The following is a 19,724-nucleotide window of genomic DNA, read 5'->3' as shown; positions in this document are numbered from 1 at the left end:
CGATTGCCAGATGCGAAACCGTCGGTTGGGCGCTCCGCTCCATCCCCGTCATTGCGAGCGCAGCGAAGCAATCCATGCCTCCACAAGCGGTGAAATGGATTGCTTCGCTTCGCTCGCAATGACGGGGAAAGAGCGGTGCTACCCGTTCCGCAACTTCGCCCCGGCATTGCCGCCGGACATCGGAATCTGGTTCACCGCCAGCACCACCGCAAACGTGATCACCAGCATCGCGATGCCGAGCACCGCGATCGCGGCGAGGTCGCCGCCTTCGTTGAGGTCGTAGATCAGGACCGACAGCACCTTGGTCTGCGAGGTGAACAGCACGATCGCCGCCGACAATTCCCGCATCACGCCGATGAAGATGAAGCACCAGGTTGCGATCACGCCGGTGCGCAAGAGCGGCGCGGTGATCTGGCGCAGCGCCTGCAGCCGCGTCGCGCCGAGGATGCGGCTCGCTTCCTCCAGCTCGGGATGGATGGTGGCGAACGCCGCCTGCAATTGCTGATAGGCCGAGGGCAGATTGATGGTGAGGAAGGCGAGCAGCAGGATCCACAGCGTGCCATAGAGCACGAAGGGCGGCCGCGTGTAACTCAGGAACAGCCCGACGCCGAGCACGATGCCGGGCACCGCGACCGGCGCGGTGGCAAGGAAGCCGAGCACGCGGTGGCCCGCGATCACTTTTCGCGTCGTGACATAGGCGATCACGAGCGCGAGGATGGTGCCGATCGTCGCTGTCGCGGTGCCCAGGATCACCGTGTTCTTCAGCGCAAGCTGCGTCGACGACAGCTCGGTGAACACGAACACGATGTTGTGCAGCGTCGCCGTCGACGGCGTCACCAGCGTGGTGGCGTTCGGCGAGAACGCGGCGTTGAGCAGCGCGAGATAGGGCAGGAACACCGGGTTGAGCAGCACCAGGAGACAGAAGCCGAGCGCCGCCCAGCGCCAGCCTTTCAGCTCTACCCGGCGCGGCGCGCCGTATTTGCCGCCGATCACGGAATAGCCGCGGCGGCCGAGCAGCGCCTTCTGGCCCTGCAGCAGCAGGATCGTCAGCAGCAGCAGCGGCACCGCGGCGGCGGCGGCGAGCTCGAGCTTCGGCGGGTACTGGAACAGGCTCCAGATCTTGGTCGTCATGGTGTGGAAGCCGGCCGGCAGCGCCAGGATCGCCGGCGAGCCGAACAGCGTCATCGCCTGCAGGAAGGCGATCAGCGCGCCTGCGACCAGCGCAGGCAGCGCCAGCGGAATCGTCACCCGCCGCGCCGTGGTCCAGGCCTTGCCGCCGAGGATCGCGGAGGCGTCTTCCAGCTCGCCCGGCATCGTGTCAAGCGCGTTCGCCACCAGCACGAACACGAACGGAAAGGTGTAGCAGGAGATCACGAAGATGATCCCGGTCAGCGAATAGATGTTGAACAGCGCGTCCGCGTCCTCGCCGGCGAACAGCCGGTAGAGCTGGTTGAGCAGCCCCGAATTCGGCGCCGCCAGCAACTCCCAGGCGACTGCGCCGAGGAACGGCGGCGTCACGAACGACGCCGTCACCAGCGCGCGGATGGTCTGCCGCCCCGGCATATCGGTGCGCGACACCAGCCAGCTGATCGGCGCCGCGACGATGCAGCAGATCACCGCGGAGGTGGTCGCGATGATTGCCGTCGTCCACAGCGGATCGAGGAAATCGGGATTGCTGAACAGCGTAACGAAATTCGCAAGCGTCGGATGCCGGCTCTTGTCGGTGAAGGCGTAGACCGCGAGCCACGACAACGGCAGCAGGATGAGCAGGACGAGGACGGCGGCGAACAGCCACAGGACGGGGCGGGTCCAGTCGAAGCGGGATTTGGCGGCGGGGGAGGTGGTGGTGATTGTTGTCATGTCGACCTGAACCGAACTGCTTCAGCCCCCTCGCCCCGCTCTTCGCGGGGAGAGGGAGGGGTGAGGGGCTGCTTCAGCGAGCGCGGTGCGCGGAGAGTCCCCCTCACCCGCCGCGCATCTGCGATGCGCGGCGGCCTCTCCCCGCATCCGCCTTCGCCCGAAGGCGGGCTTCGGCGGACAAGAGCGGGGCGAGGCAAGGACGTGCGCACCGCGATCATCCTCACACCCGAAACAGCCGCGCATAGCGCGTCTTGATCTCTTCGGTCATCGCCTCGACGCCGGCCGGATCCTCCTTCATCAGCTTGATGTCGGAGAGCTTGCGCCGGCCGGGCTTCGGCGTCACCTGCGTGTGCACCGAATGCTGCGCGGTGAAGTCGACGAAGAATTGCTGGGTCTCGCGGCTATGCAGCCAGGCCTGGAACAGTTTTGCCGCATTCGGATGCGGCGCGCTGGCGAAGATGCCGGTCGGTCCCGAGATCGTCGGCGTGCCCTCGCTCGGATAGACCGACTCGACCGGCTGGCCCGCTTCCTTCAGCAGCACGATGCCGTATTCATTGCCGTCGGCCATCACCGCGCGCTCGCCGAGCGAGAGTTTTTTCGGCGGATCGGTCGACGACTGCACCTGCATCACGCGCTGCTTTGACAACTTCTCGAGATAGGGCCAGCCAAGCTCGCGCACCAGCTGGAACGTCGTGGTCATGATGGTGCCGCTATAGGCCGGATGGCCCTTCACCATCTTGCCGGCCCACCTGGGATCGAGCAGGTCGGCAAAGCTCTTCGGCGCGTCCTCGGCCTTCACCAGATTGGTGTTGTAGGCGATCGACGACAGCCACAGCCGCGTGGTCACGGCCATGCCGTCCGGATCGCGATAGGTTTCCGGAAAATACTTCGCGACGTCCTCGGGCACGAACGGCATCAGCCAGCCGCTCTTCTTCCAGGGGATGAAATGCGAAGCGTCGGCGCTGTTGACGACATCGGCGGCGTGAATGTTGGACTCGAATTCCTGCGCGACGCGCTGGAACAGCCGCTCCGAGCCGGAGCGCTCGATCTGCACCGTGATGCCGGGATAGGCCGCCTCGAACGCCTTGCCGAGTTTTTCGCCGACCGGCAGGTCCATCGACGAATAGAACACCAGCTTGCCGTCCTTCTTCGCCGCGGCGACGAGCTCGGGCGTGATCGCCGTCGGCTCCGGCGCCGCGGCGCACGTGGGAGAGGCGAATACCGCGCCGAGCGCGATCGTCGCAGAACCCTTCAGGACATCGCGTCTGGAAATCCTCTTCCGCATCGCGTCTCCGTCCCTTATCGGCTGAGTGCGCGGCAGCGCGCCGGCGGCAAGGTCAGCCAGACCTCGCTGCCCTTGTCGACCGCGGTCTCGGTGGGCGTGGTGACGCGCAACGACGTGCCATCAGGTGTCTCCACCATGTAGTCGCGGTTCATGCCGAGATAGACCTGCCGCGTCACGGTGGCCTTGATGGTGTTTTGCTGCGCGGTGGGCGCCTGCGTCGACAGCAGGATTTCGTGCTGGCGGATCGCGACCGGCGCGCTCTGGCCGGCTGTGAGCTTCGCCCCCACCACCTGAAGCGTCGCGCCGGCGAACTCGACATGGCTCTCGTCGCGCGCCGTGCCTTTGATCACGTTCGCCGCGCCGATGAAGCGCGCGACGAATTCGGATTCCGGCCGCGCGTAGATGTCCTCGGGCGTGCCGAGCTGGTCGATCTTGCCGGCGTTCATCACCGCGATCAGGTCGGCGGTCGTCATCGCCTCCGACTGGTCGTGGGTGACATAGACCGTGGTGTAGCGATACTCGTCGTGCAGCCGGCGGATCTCGAACCGCATCTCCTCGCGAAGGTTCGCATCGAGGTTCGACAGCGGCTCGTCGAGCAGCAGCGTCTCCGGGCCGACGATCAGCGCGCGCGCCAGCGCGACGCGCTGCTGCTGGCCGCCGGAGAGCTCGCCCGGATAGCGCTGCGCCAATGGTTCCAGCTTGGTGGTCGCCAGGATCGCGGCGAGCTTCTTGGCAATGGTGTCGCGATCCATCTTGCGCAGGCGCAGGCCGTAGACGATGTTCTCGGCCACCGTCATGTGCGGCCACAGCGCGTAGCTCTGGAAGATCATCGACATGTTGCGCTGCTCGGGCGGCAGCGTGCGTGCCCGCGACGACACCACGCGCTCGCCGACCCGGATCTCGCCGTCGGTGGGTTCCAGGAATCCCGCGATCAGCCGCAGCGTCGTGGTCTTGCCGCAGCCCGACGGCCCGAGCAGGCAGACCAGCTGGCCGTGATCGATCGTGAGCGAGACATCATCGACCGCGACAAACGATCCAAACCGCTTGACCAGCCCGCGCAACTCCACCGCCGCCAAGCGATCCCTCCATCTTGTTCTCTCGCAGGGATCCGTGCCCGGCTGTTACCGGCAGTAAAGCGGAAAATGGCGGCGACGAAAAGTGCGGAGGCTCTTAGCAATGCGTCGCACGCATTCCTTCCCCGTCATCCAGTTAATCTCGTCCCGTCATCCTGAGGTGCGACCCTTGCGGCGCAATTGCGCCGCTGGGCGAGCCTCGAAGGATCGACGGCCCGGCTGGTTCCGCGCACAAGTGTTCGTTCGCGGCTGCAGCGGGGCCGTCGATCCTTCGAGGCTCGCCGAAGAGGCTCGCACCTCAGGATGACGGTACGTCGTTTGCGGAATGCTGAAACATTCGACGAACGCTTGCCCGCTGGTCGCGGCGAAGTATGCTCAATCCCGGTGTATCGTGGACAACGGCGATGGGCATCTACGTTTATATGCTTCGCTGCGCCGACAATTCCTTCTATGTCGGTAGCGCAACGGGCGACGATCTGGCGCCACGCGTCGATCAGCACAATGCGGGCGCTTTCCCGGGCTATACTTACAACCGGCGACCGGTCGTCCTCGTCTGGTCAGAATACTTCGATCGCATCACTGACGCCATCGCGGCGGAACGGCAGATCAAGGGCTGGGGCCGGACGAAGAAGGAAGCCCTCATAAAATCGGATTGGGCAACCATCAGCCGTCTGGCACGCCGTCGCGCGGGCGCCCCACGCGCCAAATCTGACGTGGAATGATTCCCTCCCCGTCATCCTGAGGTGCGAGCCCCTTCGGCGAGCCTCGAAGGATGAACGGCCCCTGTGGCTGCGAAGAAGAGACCGTGCAGACGTCGACAGCCGGGCCGTGCATCCTTCGAGGCTCGCCCAGCGGCGCAATTGCGCCGCAAGGCTCGCACCTCAGGATGACGGTTCTTAAGCAGCGCCTCAGGCGCCTACGCCCTCACATTCTCGCCGAGCCACCGCACGGTGGCGTCGTCGAGCTGGCGCCCGCTCGTCAAATCCACGCGAAACGATTCCTCCCCGTCATCCTGAGGTGCGAGCCTCTTCGGCGAGCCTCGAAGGATCGACGGCCCCGGCTGGTTCCGCGCACGAGTGTTCGTTAGCGGCTGCAGCGGGGCCGTGCACCCTTCGAGGCTCGCCGAAGAGGCTCGCACCTCCAGCGACAAAGGCGAAGCCTTTGCGCGGGGATGACGGGTTGGTTTGCTCAACTTGCTCGGTGTCATCACCCGCGCAGGCGGGTGATCCAGTATTCCAGAGGCAGTGGTGATTGATCCGAGAGGCCGCGGCGTACTGGATCGCCCGGTTAAACCGGGCGATGACAGGTGTGGGTGAGGACAAGCTTCGTACCCTCTCAGGTGACGAGTCCGAAGCAGCGCCTCGGCTCTACGCCCTCACGTTCTCCCCCAGCCACTGCACGGCGGCGTCGACGCCGCCGCGGCCGTGGGGGATTTTCAGGGCGGCGAGGGCGACTTCGATGACGCCGAGCGTGCCGAGCACCATCGGCGCGTTGACGTGGCCCATATGGGCGATGCGGAAGGCCTGGCCCTGCAGGTCGCCGATGCCGGTGCCGAGCACGACGCCGCATTTCTCCTTGGCATAGCGCTGGATCGCGGCGGGGTCGGCGCCCTTCACGGTCACCGTCGTCACCGTGTTGGAGCGCTCGGCGGCTTCCGCGATGTTGAAGCCGAGCACCTGGCCCTCGGCCCACACCGCGACCGCGCGGCGCACCGTTTCGCCGAGCAGGCGGTGCCGCTCGAAGGCGTTCTCCAGCCCTTCGGCATGGATCATGTTGATCGCCTCGCGCAAAGCGAACAACAAATGCACCGGCGCGGTGCCGGCATATTTGCGGTAGTGCTCGCTGCCTTCGCGCTCGGTCCAGTCCCAATAGGGCGTGCGCAGATCGGCCTTCTTGTGTGCCTCGAAGGCGCGGTCGCTGGCGGCGACGAAGCCGAGGCCTGGCGGCGTCATCAGGCCCTTCTGCGAGCCGGACATCGCGACGTCGATGTACCATTTGTCCATCTCGAACGGCGTGCAGCCGAGCGAGGCCACGGTGTCGACCATGAACAGCGCGGGATGGCCGGCGGCCTTGATCGCCTTGCCGATCGCCTCGATGTCGTTATAGGCGCCCGAGGCGGTGTCGACCTGCACCGCGAGGATCGCCTTGATCGTATGCTCCTTGTCGCGCCGCAGCCGCTCCTCGACCTCGGCGGGACGAATGGCGCGGCGCCAATCGCCCTTCAGCACCTCGACCTCGGCGCCCATCGCGGCCGCGGCCTGGCCCCAGCCGATCGCAAAGCGGCCGCTCTCCAGCACCAGCACCTTGTCGCCGCGCGACAGCACGTTGGACAGCGTCGCCTCCCAGGCGCCGTGACCGTTGGAGATGTAGATGTAGGACTTGCCTTGGGTCGCGAACAGCTTTGACAGGTCGCGCAGCAGGCTCTCGGTCAGCTCGATCATCTCGGCCGAGTAGATGTCGAGCGCCGGGCGATGCATCGCCTGCAGCACCTGATCCGGCATCGTGGTGGGCCCGGGGATGGCCAGAAATTCCCGGCCCGCGCGAACGGTCATTGTCGTGGTCCTTGTGGGTGAAGCGCGCAAATCATGCGTGTGAGGGGTCAAGCGCGAAGGATAGGCCATCGGGGCGCCGATTGCGAGCAGGACGGAGCAATCCAGAGCTTCGAAAAGCGCAGAACACCGCCCGATTACAGCCGTCTCATTTGCCGATCGCCTGCATCACCGCGTGCCAGACCTGGTCCTTGAACTCGGTCATCGCCGGGCTCGGAATCCGTTCGACCGGACCGTCATGCCTGCTGCAGGCCTCGACCAGCCGCAGCACCCAGATTTCGCCGTCGGTGAAATAGAGATCGCCGCCGCCATTGCGGCCGTCGAAGGTCGGCCCGATGCCGGTGACTTGATATTTCGCGGTCACCATGCCTGCGGATTCCAGGTCGCCCGCGAGCAGCGCGCGCTCTTCGTCGAGGTCGGCCGCGATGTGGTGGGTCACCGCGCCGGTGTAGTGGCTGATGCCGACGCTGCGGTCGAGCGTCGCAGCGCCGAGCCAGACCGGGCGCTTCTCCTCGCCCTGGTCGAGCACCTTCCAGAACCGGACATGGTTGCGGCGGTCGGCGCTCGATCCGACCGGCTTCTCGAAGGCGAGGTCCTCGCGGCGGCCGAGATAGAACAGGCTGCTCACCGGCGCATCCTTGTAGGGACGATCGAGCAGCACGCTGCCGACGATCGCGATCGAGGAGCGCAGCGTGACCGGATCGGCCGGATACCAGCCCGCTTGATGCATCGCGCAGACCACGTCTCTGACGTCGCCGATCAGGCCGATGTTCATGGGATCGCCGGGAATGCCCTGTGCGGTGCGCGTCACCATCGGCAGGCTGGCGAGGCCCTTCTGGTGCTCGTAATGGGTCCAGAATGCCGGCAGCAGCAGATAGGCCACCAGCAGGTAGGTGGTCAGCACCAGCAGCAGCAACAGCTGCGCGCGGCGCAGCCGGCCGCGGCGGCGCGCGGGGTCTGGATTGGCATTGATGTCGGCCTGAGCGTCCAAGAGACCTATCCGCAAACCTGCGTCACCCCTCCCGCAAGCGGGGCGAGGGGGGAACTTACATGATTTCGGAATAATGGAATACCGCTGGATTGCCCGACGTGTCAAGTTACCGCGCCGAACCCCGGCTGCCGGCTACTTTGCATGGGGTTGTTTTCGCTGGTTTGGCCGGACGCCGCTGCGGCGATAGAGCGCATTCGCGGATGTCAGCGCCGGGTCTCGCGGCAGCCGGCGGCCTCGGCCTCCTCGACCGAGCAGAACCAGCGGGTGCCCTTGGAAATCTTCATCTCGATCTTGGCGTACCAGCGGCTGGTGCGCTGGTGGAAGATGCATTCGCCGGAGCGGTTGACGTTGCCCTTGATGGTGCAGTCGGGCGACGGCGCGACCGCACCCGAGGCGGAGGCGAGCAGGATCGCGAGCGCGCCTTCCGGCGGCTTCACGGCGCCGAGCACATGGGTCTTCTTGTTGCGCACGCGCCAGTCCCACGGCGCGATGAAGGCGCCCTGCCACATCCCGGCCTTGGCCTCACGCGCGGCCTGCTCGTCGGCCTCGTAGTCGCGCGAGAGGCGGGTGAAGGCCAGCGCCCAGCCATTGCTCACCAGCCATTTCTGGATGTCCTCGCCGTCGACCTCGCAGCGCGCCACGGTGCGGCCGCGGCGATCGACCGAACGGGCGTGGCAGGTCCAGCTCTTGTGGCCGGCATGCTTGATCAACTCGTCACGCGCCGCGACCCCGCAGGTCCAGCGCTCGCCCTTGGTGTTGAGGCAGAGCTGGTCGGTCGACGGCGCGTCGATGCCGCCGAGCCGGATCCGGGTCGAGCCGATCAGGAGCTGGTCGCCGTCGCGAATCTTCGGCACGCCGGTGATATCGGCGGCGAACGCCAGCGTCGGTGACAGCAGCAGGGCAGCGGTGAGCAACGTCTTGAGCATCGGCAATCCCGATGGGGTGAAGCAATCAATTGTCAGTGCCGAAGGATTGTGCGGGCAATTGGGCAGCCATGCCAGTGGCGTTGTGTTGCAGACGGTTTCAACTTCGCGTCATCCACCGCAATGTCATTCCGGGGCGATGCGCAGCATCGAACCCGGAATCTCGAGATTCCGGGTCTGGTCCTTCGGGCCATCCCGGAATGACGATGGCGAGAAGCTAAGCGCCCGCCATCCGTTTCCGCGCCAGCGCCAGCGCGATCAGCACGAACGCCGACGTCACCTCCGGCCCGCCGACCAGAATCCGCGTCGGCGTCTTCATCTTGTTCCACTCATAGGCCTTGTACGGCCCCTTGCGGCCGCCCTCGCCGAGCTGCTGCACGATGCAGTGCAGCGCCGGCGTGAAGCTCGAAGGCTCGGCGTCGAGATGCGCCAGCGCCATCAGCGCCAGCGCTGCGTCGAACGGGTTCATCTCATGGGCGATCAGCTCGTCCTTGACATAGCCGAGTACGCGGGCGCGGATCAGCGCGAACAGATTGTGCGGATCGATGATGCGCTGCGCGGTCAGCGGCAGCGCGACGAAGGCGGCGTAGCAGCGGCCGAAATAGGCCGAATACAGCTCCGGCAGATAATAGATATGCGAGCGCGGATTTTTGAACGCGCCGCTCTCCACCAGCTTCTGCTGGAAGGCGATGATGCGATGCAGCGTCTCCAGCCGCTGCGGCGTCTCGATGATCTTCCAGCGCTTGAGGTTGCGGAACGAGACCTCGAGGATGTCGAGATTCAGCGTCGGGTCGAGATCGTTGCCATAGGGCCGCTCGCCCCTGAGATTGTCGATCCAGGTGACGACGCCGCCCTCATAGTCGATGTGGTCGTTGAGCGGCACGGTGACGCGGGGCTCATTGGCGCCGGCGCGCACCTGGTAGCCGCGGTAGAAATCGACCAGCGGCTGGCCCAGGATCGGATCGTCGGAGCCGGCCTGGGTCGCGGCCGAGAACGCGCAGGCCGTGGTGTCGCAGTCCGGCACATAGATGCCGAAGCCGAGGTCCTGCTTGATCTGGGCGAAGAAGCGCGAGAAGCGCGGATGCTTGCCCGGCGCCAGCGCGGTGATCACATTCACCGTCGCGCCGTCCTGCGACGGCACCTCCTCGGCGCTGGTCTTGAGGCAAAACTCCACCATCTCCGCGATCGCGTGCCGCGCCGCGGCGGCCTCGCCAGGTGATGCCAGCCCGCTCTCGATGAGGCCGAGCAGCGCCTCGGTGAAGAAGGCGTCGTAATAGGCCGAGCGGTGGCGGATCTGCACCGGCTCCCACATCGGCTCGGCGATGCCGCGCCAGGGCGGGTTGATCAGCGCCCGCGCCGGCGAATGCGCGATGAAAATGCGCGCCAGCGAGAACAGCAGGGTCGAGTTCTTGTAGCCGCGCGCGTTCAGCCCGGTCAGCGCCATCAGCATCTCGCGGCCGCCGATGTCGGGGTCGCCGATGAGGTTGAACGCGGCATAGGTCGGGATGAAGCCGTTGCGGCGGAACGAATGCAGCAGGTGCGCGCCGGTCAGGCGGATCACGCGCTCGATTTCCGCCAGGTCAGGCGGGCGGCCCGGCGCGCCGGCCGCCGGCGGGGCCGGGTGGCGCACGCCGAGATCGTCCATCAGCGCCGCAACCGGGGCGCCGACCGCGGCCCAGTCCGGCGCAGGCTCGTCGCGGGCGGCGAGCAGCGCGGCGCGCAGGCCCGCCAGCCGTTCGCCGTCCTTCAGCGCCGGCAGTCCGGTGCGCCGGAGCAGCGCGCGCAGCGGCGGATTGCCGAGCGCGGTCCGGTAAAATTGTCCGAGATGGGCATCGCCGCCCTGATAGCTCTGCAGCACGGGGTCGCAGACGTCGTAAAGCGACGGGCCGTCCTTGCTCGCCGTCAGCGACCGGCACACGGCGCCGGCGATTCCGTGAAAATCCAGCAAGCTCAAGTTGGATCTCTTTCCCAAGGAACCGGTTAACGCCGCAGGGTGCGGCATGTTCGACCGGTCCGCCCCCAGTCCCGCAAGCCTTTGGAAAGCTACATGAATCCTCAGGAGTTGCAAATGTGACTGACCTCACAAAACGAAATCTTAACCCCGTCAAGTGTCTCTCCGCCCCGGCCACATGCGCCAAACCGGGTTGCCCCGCGCACCCGATCGGGTTAAGGGAGTGCTTGTTGCAACGCCGCAAATTGAGTTCAATTCAACGGCAAGACGCATCGCAACCCCATTAAACCTGACCGTGTTTAACGCGACTAACTGGCGCGGCCTTCACTTGAGCGCCTTTGGGAAAATGATTGGGAACGCCATGAACCTTCGGCAGCTTCGCATCTCCCGCCGCACCCTTGCCTTCGCCGTCGCGGCGGCCGGCACGGTGTCGCTGGCGATCGGCGCCCACGCCGCGCTCAACACCAAGCGTTCGGGCGATGTCGCCAAGACCTTTAGCAATGGGACTGCCGCCACCGAGGTGACCGGCTCGATCGCGCACGCCGCCTCCCGCGTCGCGCTGGTGATCGGCAACGGCCGTTACCCGGACGCATCGGCGCCCTTGATGCAGCCGATCAACGACGCCCGCATGCTTTCGGCCGCGCTGCGCCACGAGGGTTTTGACGTCGACGTCGTCGAGGACGCGACCCGCGACGACATGCTCCGCGCGGTGGAGCGGATGAAGGCCAAGATCACGCCCGACACCGTGGTGATGCTGTTCTTCGGCGGCTTCGGCGTGCAGGTGGGTCGTGAAAGTTACATGATCCCGGTCGACGCCGCGATCTGGAAGGAAGCCGACGTCAAGCGCACCGGCGTCAGCGTCGAGGCGGTGCTCGACGCCATGAAGCAGCAGGGCGCCAAGGCCAAGCTGGTTGTGCTGGATGCCTCGCGCCGCAATCCCTATGAGCGCCGTTTCCGCGCCTTCTCGCACGGCCTCGCCCCGATCTCCCCGCCGGAGAACACGCTGGTCCTGACCTCGGCGACGCCGGGCAAGGTCGCCGACGACGGCAAGACCGCGAACAGCGTGCTGGTCTCCGAGCTGCTCAACAACCTCTCGGCCCAGGCCGGCGCCGAAAGCGCCTTCAACAAGACCCGCCTCGCCATCACCCGCGCCAGCGAAGGCGAGCAGGTGCCGAGCGTGTCGTCGTCCCTGCTCGAAGATATCAAGCTCGGCGGCTAGGCCCGGGCGTAATTCTCTCCACGTCGTGCCGGCCTAGTGCGCAATTGCGCACGGGGCCGGGATCCATGACCACGACGATCAGTCGTCGCGCCGTGTCGTGCCCGCTTGCTCCGCCTCTCCCCTTGTGGGAGAGGCCGGATTGCATCGCCAGATGCAATCCGGGTGAGGGGTATCTCTCCGCACGGCGCGCCGCATGGATAGATACCCCTCACCCCCAACCCTCTCCCACAAGGGGAGAGGGAGCCTGAGAGGCGTGCTCACCTGACGCCATCTGCGCATCAGCGCAACGTCACTTCGCGTCCGCATTCCCCACCGGCCGCACCGGATCGCCCTCGCGCAGCAGCGCGCCGGCGCGGGCGACCACGATGTCGCCGTCCTGGACGCCGTCGCGGATCTCGACCTGGCCGGCCGACATCAGCCCGGTCTCCACCCGCCGGGTCTCGACCCGGCCGCCGCGCACCACCTGCACCACGGTGCCGGCGGTGGAATAGAGGATCGCGGTCAGCGGCACCGCCACCCCGCAGCTCTGCCCGGTCTTGATCTGCGCCCGGCCGGATGAGTTCACCAGCAGCCGCTTGTCGCCGGCGATGCCGACGAACACCCGGCCGAGCTGGCTGTTCGGCTCGACCGTCGGCGCGATCAGCCGCACCTTGCCGTCGAGATCGCCGGCGCCGGAGATCCTGATCCGCGCCGTCTGCTCGGTCTTCAGCCTCGCGATGTCGCGGGTCGGCACCAGGCCGACCAGGTCGTATTCGCTTTTGGCGATGATCGAGAACAGCGCCTCGCCCTTGGCCGAGGCCGGCGCGCCGACCACCGCCGTCGAAGCCGAGATCGTCCCCGCCACCGGCGCCGTGACGTTTATCGAGTTCGCCCCGTCGGTCAGCCGCGCCAGCTGCTGCCCCGCCGTGACATTGTCCCCGGCATCGACCTTCACCTCCGCCACCTTCAGCCCGAACCGCTCGGGGCGAACCTGCTGCTCGTCGCGCGGCAGCACGAAGCCGGTGACCTCGGCGATATTGTCGAAGCAGAATTTTGACGCCTTCAGCACGGTGACGGCGGCGCCCCTCGGCGTGGCGTCGGGTTCGCCGGCGGCGAGCGCGGGGGACGCGGCGAGCAGGAGCAGCGCGGAGGCGAGGGCGGAGCTGCGGGAAAAACGGGGCGTCATCGGCGGATCATTCCCAAAATATGCGCGGCCATGATTAGCAGAAGGGCGGGAGGGCGGCCAGCGGAGGCGGCGGGCCGAGACTATTAGCCGGTCCGGCGTGGGTCTGTTGGGCGGCTCACAGAAGACGGGTTCATCCCCGGAATGAGCAGCTTGATCACTAAAGGCGGGCTTTTCGGCGGCTTCGGATTCACCTAATAGTTGCGTGTGAACGAAAGCGCATTCCACCCGGAGGACAAGGCCCGGTCGCTGATTGACCGGCGGCTCGTGCTTTGCGGATGGGTCGTTCAGTCCCGGGAGGACATGAACCTTGGCGCCGGCCTCGGCGTCGCGGTGCGCGAGTTCCAGACGGCTTCGGGCCCGGTCGACTACGGCCTCTTCGTCGGACGAACACTTTGCGGCGTGATCGAAGCCAAGTCCGAAGGCAGCACTCTGTCCGGCTTCTCCGAGCAGGCATCGCGGTACATCGCCGGCATGCCGAAGCATTTGGTGCGCGAGCCAGGTCAGGTTCGGTTCGAATACGTCGCAACCGGCACCGAGACCATCTTCCGCGATCATGCCGACCCCGACCCGGTCTCGCGCCGCGTGTTCACCTTCCACCGCCCCGAGACTTTGGGGCGCTGGCTGAAGGAGCCGGCCACCTTGCGTGGTCGGCTGCAGGCCATGCCCACTTTTCTGACCGATGGTCTGCGCGCCTGCCAAATCGAGGCGGTCTCCAACCTCGAACGTTCGATGGCTGCGAACCACCCGCGCGCGCTGGTGCAGATGGCGACCGGCGCGGGCAAGACCTTCACCGCCTGCACCTTCAGTTACCGCCTGCTCGCGCACGCCGGCTTCAAGCGCATCCTGTTCCTCGCCGACCGCGCCAACCTGGTGCGGCAGACCCGCGATGAGTATCTCGCCTATCGCCCGCCCGGCACCGGGCGATCATTCTCCGAAATCTACAATGTTCAAAAGCTCGGCGGAGCCGGGTTGGACAAGGACGCTGAGATCGTGATCGCAACGATCCAGCGTGTCTACTCGGTGCTGACGGGCAAGGATCTCTCCGAAGAAGACGAAGAAGCCTCATCCTTCGAGCAGCCGAACACCGAAACCGAACGGCTCGTCACGTACAACCCGTCGATCCCGATCGAGACGTTCGATCTCGTCATCACCGATGAATGTCATCGCTCGATCTATGGCACCTGGCGGCAGGTGCTCGACTATTTCGATGCGTTCACGGTCGGCCTCACCGCAACGCCTTCACTGCACACGCTCGGCTTCTTCGGCAAGAATCTTGTCGCGCAGTATCCCTACGAGCGCTCCGTCGTCGATGGCGTCAATGTCGGCTTCGATATTTTCCGTATCCGCACCGAAATCGGCGAACGTGGTGCGACGGTGAAAAAGGGCTATGAGCTGCCGGTGCGCGACAAGCGCACGCGGGTTCAGCGCTATGAAACGCTGGAGGCGGATTTCAGCTATACGCCGGATCAGATCGACCGCACCGTGCTTGCGCCCAATCAGATCCGCACGGTGCTGGAGACCTATCGCGACACGCTGTTCACCGAGCTCTTTCCGGGCCGCACGGAAGTGCCGAAGACACTGATCTTCGCCAAGGACGACCACCATGCCGAGGAGATCACGCAGCTCGTGCGCGAGGTCTTTGGCAAGGGCAACGACTTTGCCAAGAAGATCACCTACAAGACCGATGGCGGCGACCCCGAAGCGCTGATCGGGGCGTTCCGCAACGACTACAATCCGCGGATTGCGATTACTGTGGATATGATCGCGACCGGCACCGACGTGAAGCCGCTCGAAGTCCTCATCTTTCTCCGTGATGTCAGGTCTGAGCTGTATTTCGAACAGATGAAGGGCCGCGGCGCGCGCACCATCTCGGCGGAAAAGTTGCGTGAGGTGACACCAGATGCCGACGCCAAGACGCGCTTCGTGATGATTGATGCCGTAGGCGTGTCGGAGAGCTTGAAGACCGTTTCGCAGCCCCTGGAGCGCAATCGCGCGATCTCGTTTGACAGGTTGATCGACGAGATCGCCGCCGGCCGACGCGACGATGATGCCTTCGCCACGCTTGCGGGGCGGTTGGCTGCGCTCGATAGGCGGATCGGCGAAAGGGATCGGGCTGCGATCGTCAAGGCATCGGGCGGCGTCGATCTGTCGGGCCTCGCCGGGCGTCTGCTCAGCGCGATCGATCCCGACGCGCTTGCAGCGCGCGTCCCGAAGGAGGCGCCGGAGGCGGAACAGAAGGCGGCGCGTGATGCGGCGAAGGATGATGCGGCGACGATCCTCGACGATCCGGCCCTTCGGCGCCTATTGAAGGAGGTCAAGGCCGCCGCCGATATCAGGATCGACACCGTCTCCACGGACGCAGTCGTTTCCTCCGGTTGGGATGAGAAGAAGGCGGCCGATACGGTGGATCGCTTCCAGCGCTTCCTCGAAGAGCGTCGCGACGAACTGACGGCGCTGCAGATTCTCTATCGTCTGCCGTACGCGGCACGCCGCCTGACCTACGAAGCGGTGGATGATTTGCGCGAGGCGTTGCGCCGTCCGCCTTGGCTGCTAGAACCCGTCGACATCTGGCGTGCCTACAAGCGCCTCGCCTCCGACAAGGTGAAGGGCAACCCGGCCGGCACGCTCGCCGATATCGTGATGTTGGTGCGCTACGCGCTGTCGCAGGCCGAAACGCTGGAGCCGCTGCCGTCGCTCGTCGCCGGCCGGTTCAATCTCTGGCTCGGCCGCGAGGAGAAGGCCGGCCGCGTCTACACTGAGGAGCAGCGGGCGTGGCTGATGGCGATCCGCGATCACCTTGCGGTCAACATCGAGATCAGGCCGGAGGACATCGTCGATGCCCCCGAGTTCGCCGGCCGCGGCGGGATTCTCAGGGCGCGGGCGCTGTTCGGTGTACGGCTGCCAGCGCTGCTCGACGAGTTGACCGATACGCTGGTGGCGTGATATATATCATTGGTATCTATCAAATTGACGGAGGCGGGTCATGAGTGCAACCGCCAAGCTCTTCATGCATGGCCGCAGCCAAGCCGTCCGCCTGCCCAAGGAGTTCCGCTTCGAGGGCAGCGAGGTCCGGGTGAGCAAGGTCGGCGACAAGGTGATTCTCGAGCCGATCAAGAAGCCGCCCATCGACGTGGACGCGTGGTTTGCGCGGCTCGACGAACTCGGTGCGAGGGACTTTCTGCCTGATGGCATTCCCGACGAATCGCCGGTCGAGCCGGATCCGCGGGTGTTTTTCGACGAATGATCTGCCTCGACACCAACATCGCCATCTACGCCATGAACCGCCGCATCCCTTCGGTCAGGCATCGCCTCGGCGAGCAGTTGCGGCTCGGGACGGAGATTGGTTTTCCGGTGATCGCGCTATTCGAGTTGCGCTACGGCTACGCGCGCAGCGACAGGCGCGCCGAGGCTGAGCGTCTATTGGCGGAGTTTCTGGCGCCGGGAATCGAGGTGCTGCCCTTCGAAGCAGAGGACGCAGCGCATGCGGGCGATATCCGCACGCATCTCGAAAGCAAGGGCACGCCGATCGGCGCGTATGACTGCCTGATCGCAGCGCAGGCGCGCCGCCGCGACGCCGCCCTGGTGACGCTGAACACGCGCGAATTTTCGCGCGTGCCGGGGCTGATTGTGACGGATTGGGCGGTGTGATGAGGGTTGGCGTTGCAGCAATTCATGGAGCCGAAGCTTCGATGCAGGACGATGGGCCTTGGTCCCTGCCGTTCGGATGGTGTTGGACAACCATGGATAAGGTCTCTCCACTCAATCCTTCAACGAGTTTCGACGGCCTCGATCCGGCTTCTGAAATTCCGTTCATTCCAATGGTGGCCGTTGCGGAGGAGACGGGACAGATCGATACTTCTGCCCGCCGGCGTGTACAGGATGTCGCCAAAGGTTATGTTCGCTTTATGGAAGGTGATGTGATCTTCGCAAAGATCACGCCCTGCATGGAGAACGGAAAGGTCGCTCCGGTTGTAGGGCTACCTAACAGATACGCAGCTGGATCAACGGAGTTTCACGTCTTTCGTCCCGTTGCGGTCGATCAGCGCTATCTCTGGTATTGGTTGGTCGATCGCGGATTTCGCGGACGCGCAAAGCGAAATATGAGCGGATCGGCTGGGCAGTTGCGAGTGCCCGCAGATTGGTTGAGGGAGGCGAAGTTTCCGCTTGCCCCATTAGCCGAACAGCGCCGCATCGTCGCCCGCGTCGATGAGCTGTTCGCCGAAATTGCGGAGGGTGAGGCCGCGCTGGCAGCGGCGCGCAAGGACCTCGACACCTTCCGCCGCGCGTTGCTGAAGGCTGCGGTCACTGGCGAACTCACGAGGGATTGGCGAGCGGCCAATCCGACATCTGAAACCGGTCGTGACGTCCTTGCCGACATCAAGAAGGAAGGCGCCAACAGTGCCTCTGTAAGCGGACGCACCCGTCGTGCCCTCGTCAAGGAGCAACTCGACACCTCTGCCTTGCATGAAATTCCAAACGGTTGGGCTTGGTCAACCCTAGGGGAGATCGGAGAGATCGTTGGTGGCATCACCGTTGACAAAAAACGGAAGCCTGTCGATCCGGTCATTGTTCCATATCTCCGTGTAGCCAATGTTCAGCGCGGTCACGTCGATCTTTCCGAAGTGAAGTCGATTGTCGTAGAGCGCGCTTCTGCTGAGAAGCTTCGTCTAGTTGCCGGCGATTTACTGCTCAATGAGGGTGGCGATCGAGACAAGATTGGTCGAGGATGGGTATGGGATGGAACTATCCCCAATATGATCCACCAGAACCATGTTTTTCGTGTTCGCCTACATAGCAAGGCTTTCGATCCATTTTTCATATCTCACTATGCCAACGAGATGGGCCGGAGTTTCTTCATTGAAAAAGGAAAGCAGACGACCAATTTGGCTTCGATTAGCTTGACGAAGGTAAGCATGCTGCCCGTCCCCGTTCCGCCGTCGGCGGAAGCCGTTGAAATCATCCGGCGCGTGGCCGACGCTCTTACCTGGTGGGAGGAGGCGATTGCTCTGCTTGATGCCGAGGCAGCTGACGTAGCGCGTTTGAAGCAATCGATCTTGAAGGCAGCGTTCCAAGGCCGTTTGGTGCCACAGGATAAGGCTGATGAACCTGCAACCACATTATTGGCAGGCAACGGCAGCAATTTCGCGCGCACCAAACGCAGTCGCGCACGAAAGCTGGCATCATGAATGCACAAAGCCTCGTCGCCAAGGTCTGGAACTTTGCCCACGTGTTGCGCGATCAGGGCGTGTCCTATCAGGCCTATATCAGCCAGATTTCCTATCTCCTCTTTCTCAAGATGGACGAGGAACGCGTCACGCAGATCGGCGAAGCCTCGATGCTTCCCGAAGGCGCGCGCTGGGATGACATCAAGGACCTCTCGGGCGAGGCGCTCAACGCCGCTTACGTGAAACTGCTGGAGAAGCTCTCCAAGCAACCGGGAATCATCGGCGCGATCTTCCTCAAGGCGCAGAGCGAAATCCAGGACCCTGCCAAGCTCAAGCGCCTGGTGGGGCTGATCGACGGCGAGACGTGGCTCGGCCTTCCCGTCGATGTGAAGGGCAACATCTATGAAGGCCTGCTGGCCCGCAACGCCGAGGACGTCAAGTCCGGTGCAGGACAGTACTTCACCCCGCGTCCGCTGATCGAGGCGATGGTCGAGGTCGTCGATCCCGAGCCGCATCAGACCGTGCACGATCCAGCCTGCGGCACGGCGGGTTTCCTGCTCGCCGCCTGGGAGCGCATGAAGGGGCACGCGAAGGCCGGTGACCGCAGAGTGTATACGGCGCTGAAAAACAAGTTCTCCGGCGTTGATATCGTCCCTGAAGTTGTCCGCCTTGCTGCGATGAATCTCTATCTGCATGGTATCACGGGTGTTGATTCCATCGTCGAAGCCAAGGACGCGCTGCTCGGCGCCGGCGGCAAGACCTATGACGTCGTCCTCACCAATCCGCCATTCGGCAAGAAGCAGAGCTACCGCATCGTCCGCGACGACGGCGAGATCGACAGCGAGCGCGAGGACTACGACCGTCAGGATTTTTTCGTCACCACGTCCAACAAGCAGCTGAACTTCCTTCAGCACGTCATGACGGTGCTTGCGCCGGATGGCGAGGCGGCCGTGGTGTTGCCGGACAATGTCTTGTTCGAAGGCGGCGCTGGCGAAACCATCAGGCGCAGGCTTCTGAAGAACTTTGATTTCCATACCCTGCTGCGATTGCCGACGGGCATTTTCTACAAGCAGGGCGTCAAGGCGAACGTGCTGTTCTTCGACAAGAAGCCGCCCTCCGAGGAGCCGGCCACAAAGGAACTCTGGATTTATGACCTTCGCACAAACCAGCGCTTTACGCTGAAGGAGCGTCCGATGGTGAGGGCCGACCTCGATGATTTCGTCGCGTGTTATCGTTCGGGACGGCGCTTCGAGCGTCAGGAGTCCGAGAAGTTCAAGCGGTTCGATATTGGCACTCTGCTCGCGCGCGACAAGGTCAATCTCGACATCTTCTGGCTCAAGGATCATACGCTCGACGATCCCGATCTCCTTCCACCGCCGGACGAAGTTGCAGCCGAAATCGTCGAGAGCCTGCAAACAGCGCTCGATCGCTTCCGAAATGTGGCCAAGGCATTGGCAGACGGACCAGGATAATTTTCGTATTCCGATTGTCAGAATTTATCTTGACTCCGACCCCAACTCACTTGTACAACCACCCCGTCCCG

General features: G+C 64.6%; 15 protein-coding genes. 7 read left to right on the top strand and 8 right to left on the bottom strand.

The features are described 5' to 3' along the window. Nucleotides 1-138 precede the first annotated feature (138 nt). The 3 genes from CI41S_RS02155 to CI41S_RS02145 all read right to left on the bottom strand — a co-directional run bounded on the left by CI41S_RS02155 (nucleotide 139) and on the right by CI41S_RS02145 (nucleotide 4,212). On the bottom strand, nucleotides 139-1,860 hold the full coding sequence (locus CI41S_RS02155) for an ABC transporter permease (RefSeq protein WP_139857210.1): 1,722 nt from the start codon (nucleotides 1,858-1,860) through the stop codon (nucleotides 139-141). Nucleotides 1,861-2,080: 220 nt separating this feature from the next. Further along, nucleotides 2,081-3,145 (bottom strand): extracellular solute-binding protein, encoded by a 1,065-nt coding sequence (locus CI41S_RS02150; protein ID WP_139857209.1) that lies wholly within the window; start codon nucleotides 3,143-3,145, stop codon nucleotides 2,081-2,083. 14 nt (nucleotides 3,146-3,159) lie between these two features. Continuing rightward, complete coding sequence (locus tag CI41S_RS02145; RefSeq protein WP_244626432.1) at nucleotides 3,160-4,212, bottom strand: ABC transporter ATP-binding protein; 1,053 nt, start codon at nucleotides 4,210-4,212, stop codon at nucleotides 3,160-3,162. A 410-nt stretch (nucleotides 4,213-4,622) separates the two neighbouring features. Between CI41S_RS02145 and CI41S_RS02140 the strand changes: the two genes are divergently transcribed. Beyond that, nucleotides 4,623-4,940: a GIY-YIG nuclease family protein gene (locus CI41S_RS02140; protein ID WP_139857207.1), complete on the top strand. Its 318-nt coding sequence runs from the start codon at nucleotides 4,623-4,625 to the stop codon at nucleotides 4,938-4,940. Nucleotides 4,941-5,585: 645 nt separating this feature from the next. On the opposite strand, the gene CI41S_RS02135 is transcribed toward CI41S_RS02140, so the two are convergent. From CI41S_RS02135 to CI41S_RS02115, 4 genes are all read right to left on the bottom strand, one after another. Next, nucleotides 5,586-6,770 carry a pyridoxal-phosphate-dependent aminotransferase family protein gene (locus tag CI41S_RS02135; protein WP_139857206.1) on the bottom strand — a complete coding sequence of 395 codons (1,185 nt, stop codon included), beginning with the start codon at nucleotides 6,768-6,770 and terminating at the stop codon, nucleotides 5,586-5,588. Between the two features lie 145 nt (nucleotides 6,771-6,915). Further along, nucleotides 6,916-7,758 (bottom strand): LssY C-terminal domain-containing protein, encoded by an 843-nt coding sequence (locus tag CI41S_RS02130; RefSeq protein WP_244626386.1) that lies wholly within the window; start codon nucleotides 7,756-7,758, stop codon nucleotides 6,916-6,918. A gap of 203 nt (nucleotides 7,759-7,961) precedes the next feature. Further along, nucleotides 7,962-8,684 (bottom strand): thermonuclease family protein, encoded by a 723-nt coding sequence (locus tag CI41S_RS02125; RefSeq protein ID WP_139857205.1) that lies wholly within the window; start codon nucleotides 8,682-8,684, stop codon nucleotides 7,962-7,964. A 214-nt stretch (nucleotides 8,685-8,898) separates the two neighbouring features. Beyond that, nucleotides 8,899-10,626 carry a hypothetical protein gene (locus CI41S_RS02115; protein WP_139858535.1) on the bottom strand — a complete coding sequence of 576 codons (1,728 nt, stop codon included), beginning with the start codon at nucleotides 10,624-10,626 and terminating at the stop codon, nucleotides 8,899-8,901. A 367-nt stretch (nucleotides 10,627-10,993) separates the two neighbouring features. On the opposite strand from CI41S_RS02115, the gene CI41S_RS02110 reads away from it, so the two are divergent. Further along, entirely contained in the window at nucleotides 10,994-11,851 is an 858-nt protein-coding gene (locus tag CI41S_RS02110) for a caspase family protein (RefSeq protein ID WP_139857204.1), read from the top strand. A 289-nt stretch (nucleotides 11,852-12,140) separates the two neighbouring features. Here CI41S_RS02110 and CI41S_RS02105 read toward each other — a convergent pair whose 3' ends face one another. After that, the gene (locus tag CI41S_RS02105; RefSeq protein WP_139857203.1) at nucleotides 12,141-13,016 is read right to left on the bottom strand and encodes an efflux RND transporter periplasmic adaptor subunit; all 876 of its coding nucleotides are present in this window, start codon (nucleotides 13,014-13,016) and stop codon (nucleotides 12,141-12,143) included. Nucleotides 13,017-13,316: 300 nt separating this feature from the next. Between CI41S_RS02105 and CI41S_RS02100 the strand changes: the two genes are divergently transcribed. The 5 genes from CI41S_RS02100 (at nucleotide 13,317) to CI41S_RS02080 (ending at nucleotide 19,653) form a co-directional block, all read left to right on the top strand. Continuing rightward, nucleotides 13,317-15,959, top strand: a complete 2,643-nt coding sequence (locus CI41S_RS02100) for a type I restriction endonuclease subunit R (RefSeq protein ID WP_244626385.1) — start codon at nucleotides 13,317-13,319, stop codon at nucleotides 15,957-15,959. 40 nt (nucleotides 15,960-15,999) lie between these two features. Beyond that, nucleotides 16,000-16,260, top strand: a complete 261-nt coding sequence (locus CI41S_RS02095; RefSeq protein WP_139857202.1) for an antitoxin — start codon at nucleotides 16,000-16,002, stop codon at nucleotides 16,258-16,260. Continuing rightward, the gene (locus CI41S_RS02090) at nucleotides 16,257-16,664 is read left to right on the top strand and encodes a PIN domain-containing protein (protein WP_139857201.1); all 408 of its coding nucleotides are present in this window, start codon (nucleotides 16,257-16,259) and stop codon (nucleotides 16,662-16,664) included. The genes CI41S_RS02095 and CI41S_RS02090 overlap by 4 nt, the downstream gene beginning before the upstream one ends. Before the next feature lie 92 nt (nucleotides 16,665-16,756). Further along, nucleotides 16,757-18,202: a restriction endonuclease subunit S gene (locus CI41S_RS02085; RefSeq protein WP_172627885.1), complete on the top strand. Its 1,446-nt coding sequence runs from the start codon at nucleotides 16,757-16,759 to the stop codon at nucleotides 18,200-18,202. Continuing rightward, the gene (locus CI41S_RS02080) at nucleotides 18,199-19,653 is read left to right on the top strand and encodes a type I restriction-modification system subunit M (protein ID WP_139857199.1); all 1,455 of its coding nucleotides are present in this window, start codon (nucleotides 18,199-18,201) and stop codon (nucleotides 19,651-19,653) included. The genes CI41S_RS02085 and CI41S_RS02080 overlap by 4 nt, the downstream gene beginning before the upstream one ends. The last annotated feature ends 71 nt before the right edge of the window (nucleotides 19,654-19,724 follow it).

The sequence above is a fragment of the Bradyrhizobium ivorense genome (assembly GCF_900696085.1).
Taxonomy (GTDB): domain Bacteria; phylum Pseudomonadota; class Alphaproteobacteria; order Rhizobiales; family Xanthobacteraceae; genus Bradyrhizobium; species Bradyrhizobium ivorense.
This window is presented reverse-complemented; position numbering and strand designations above follow the sequence as displayed.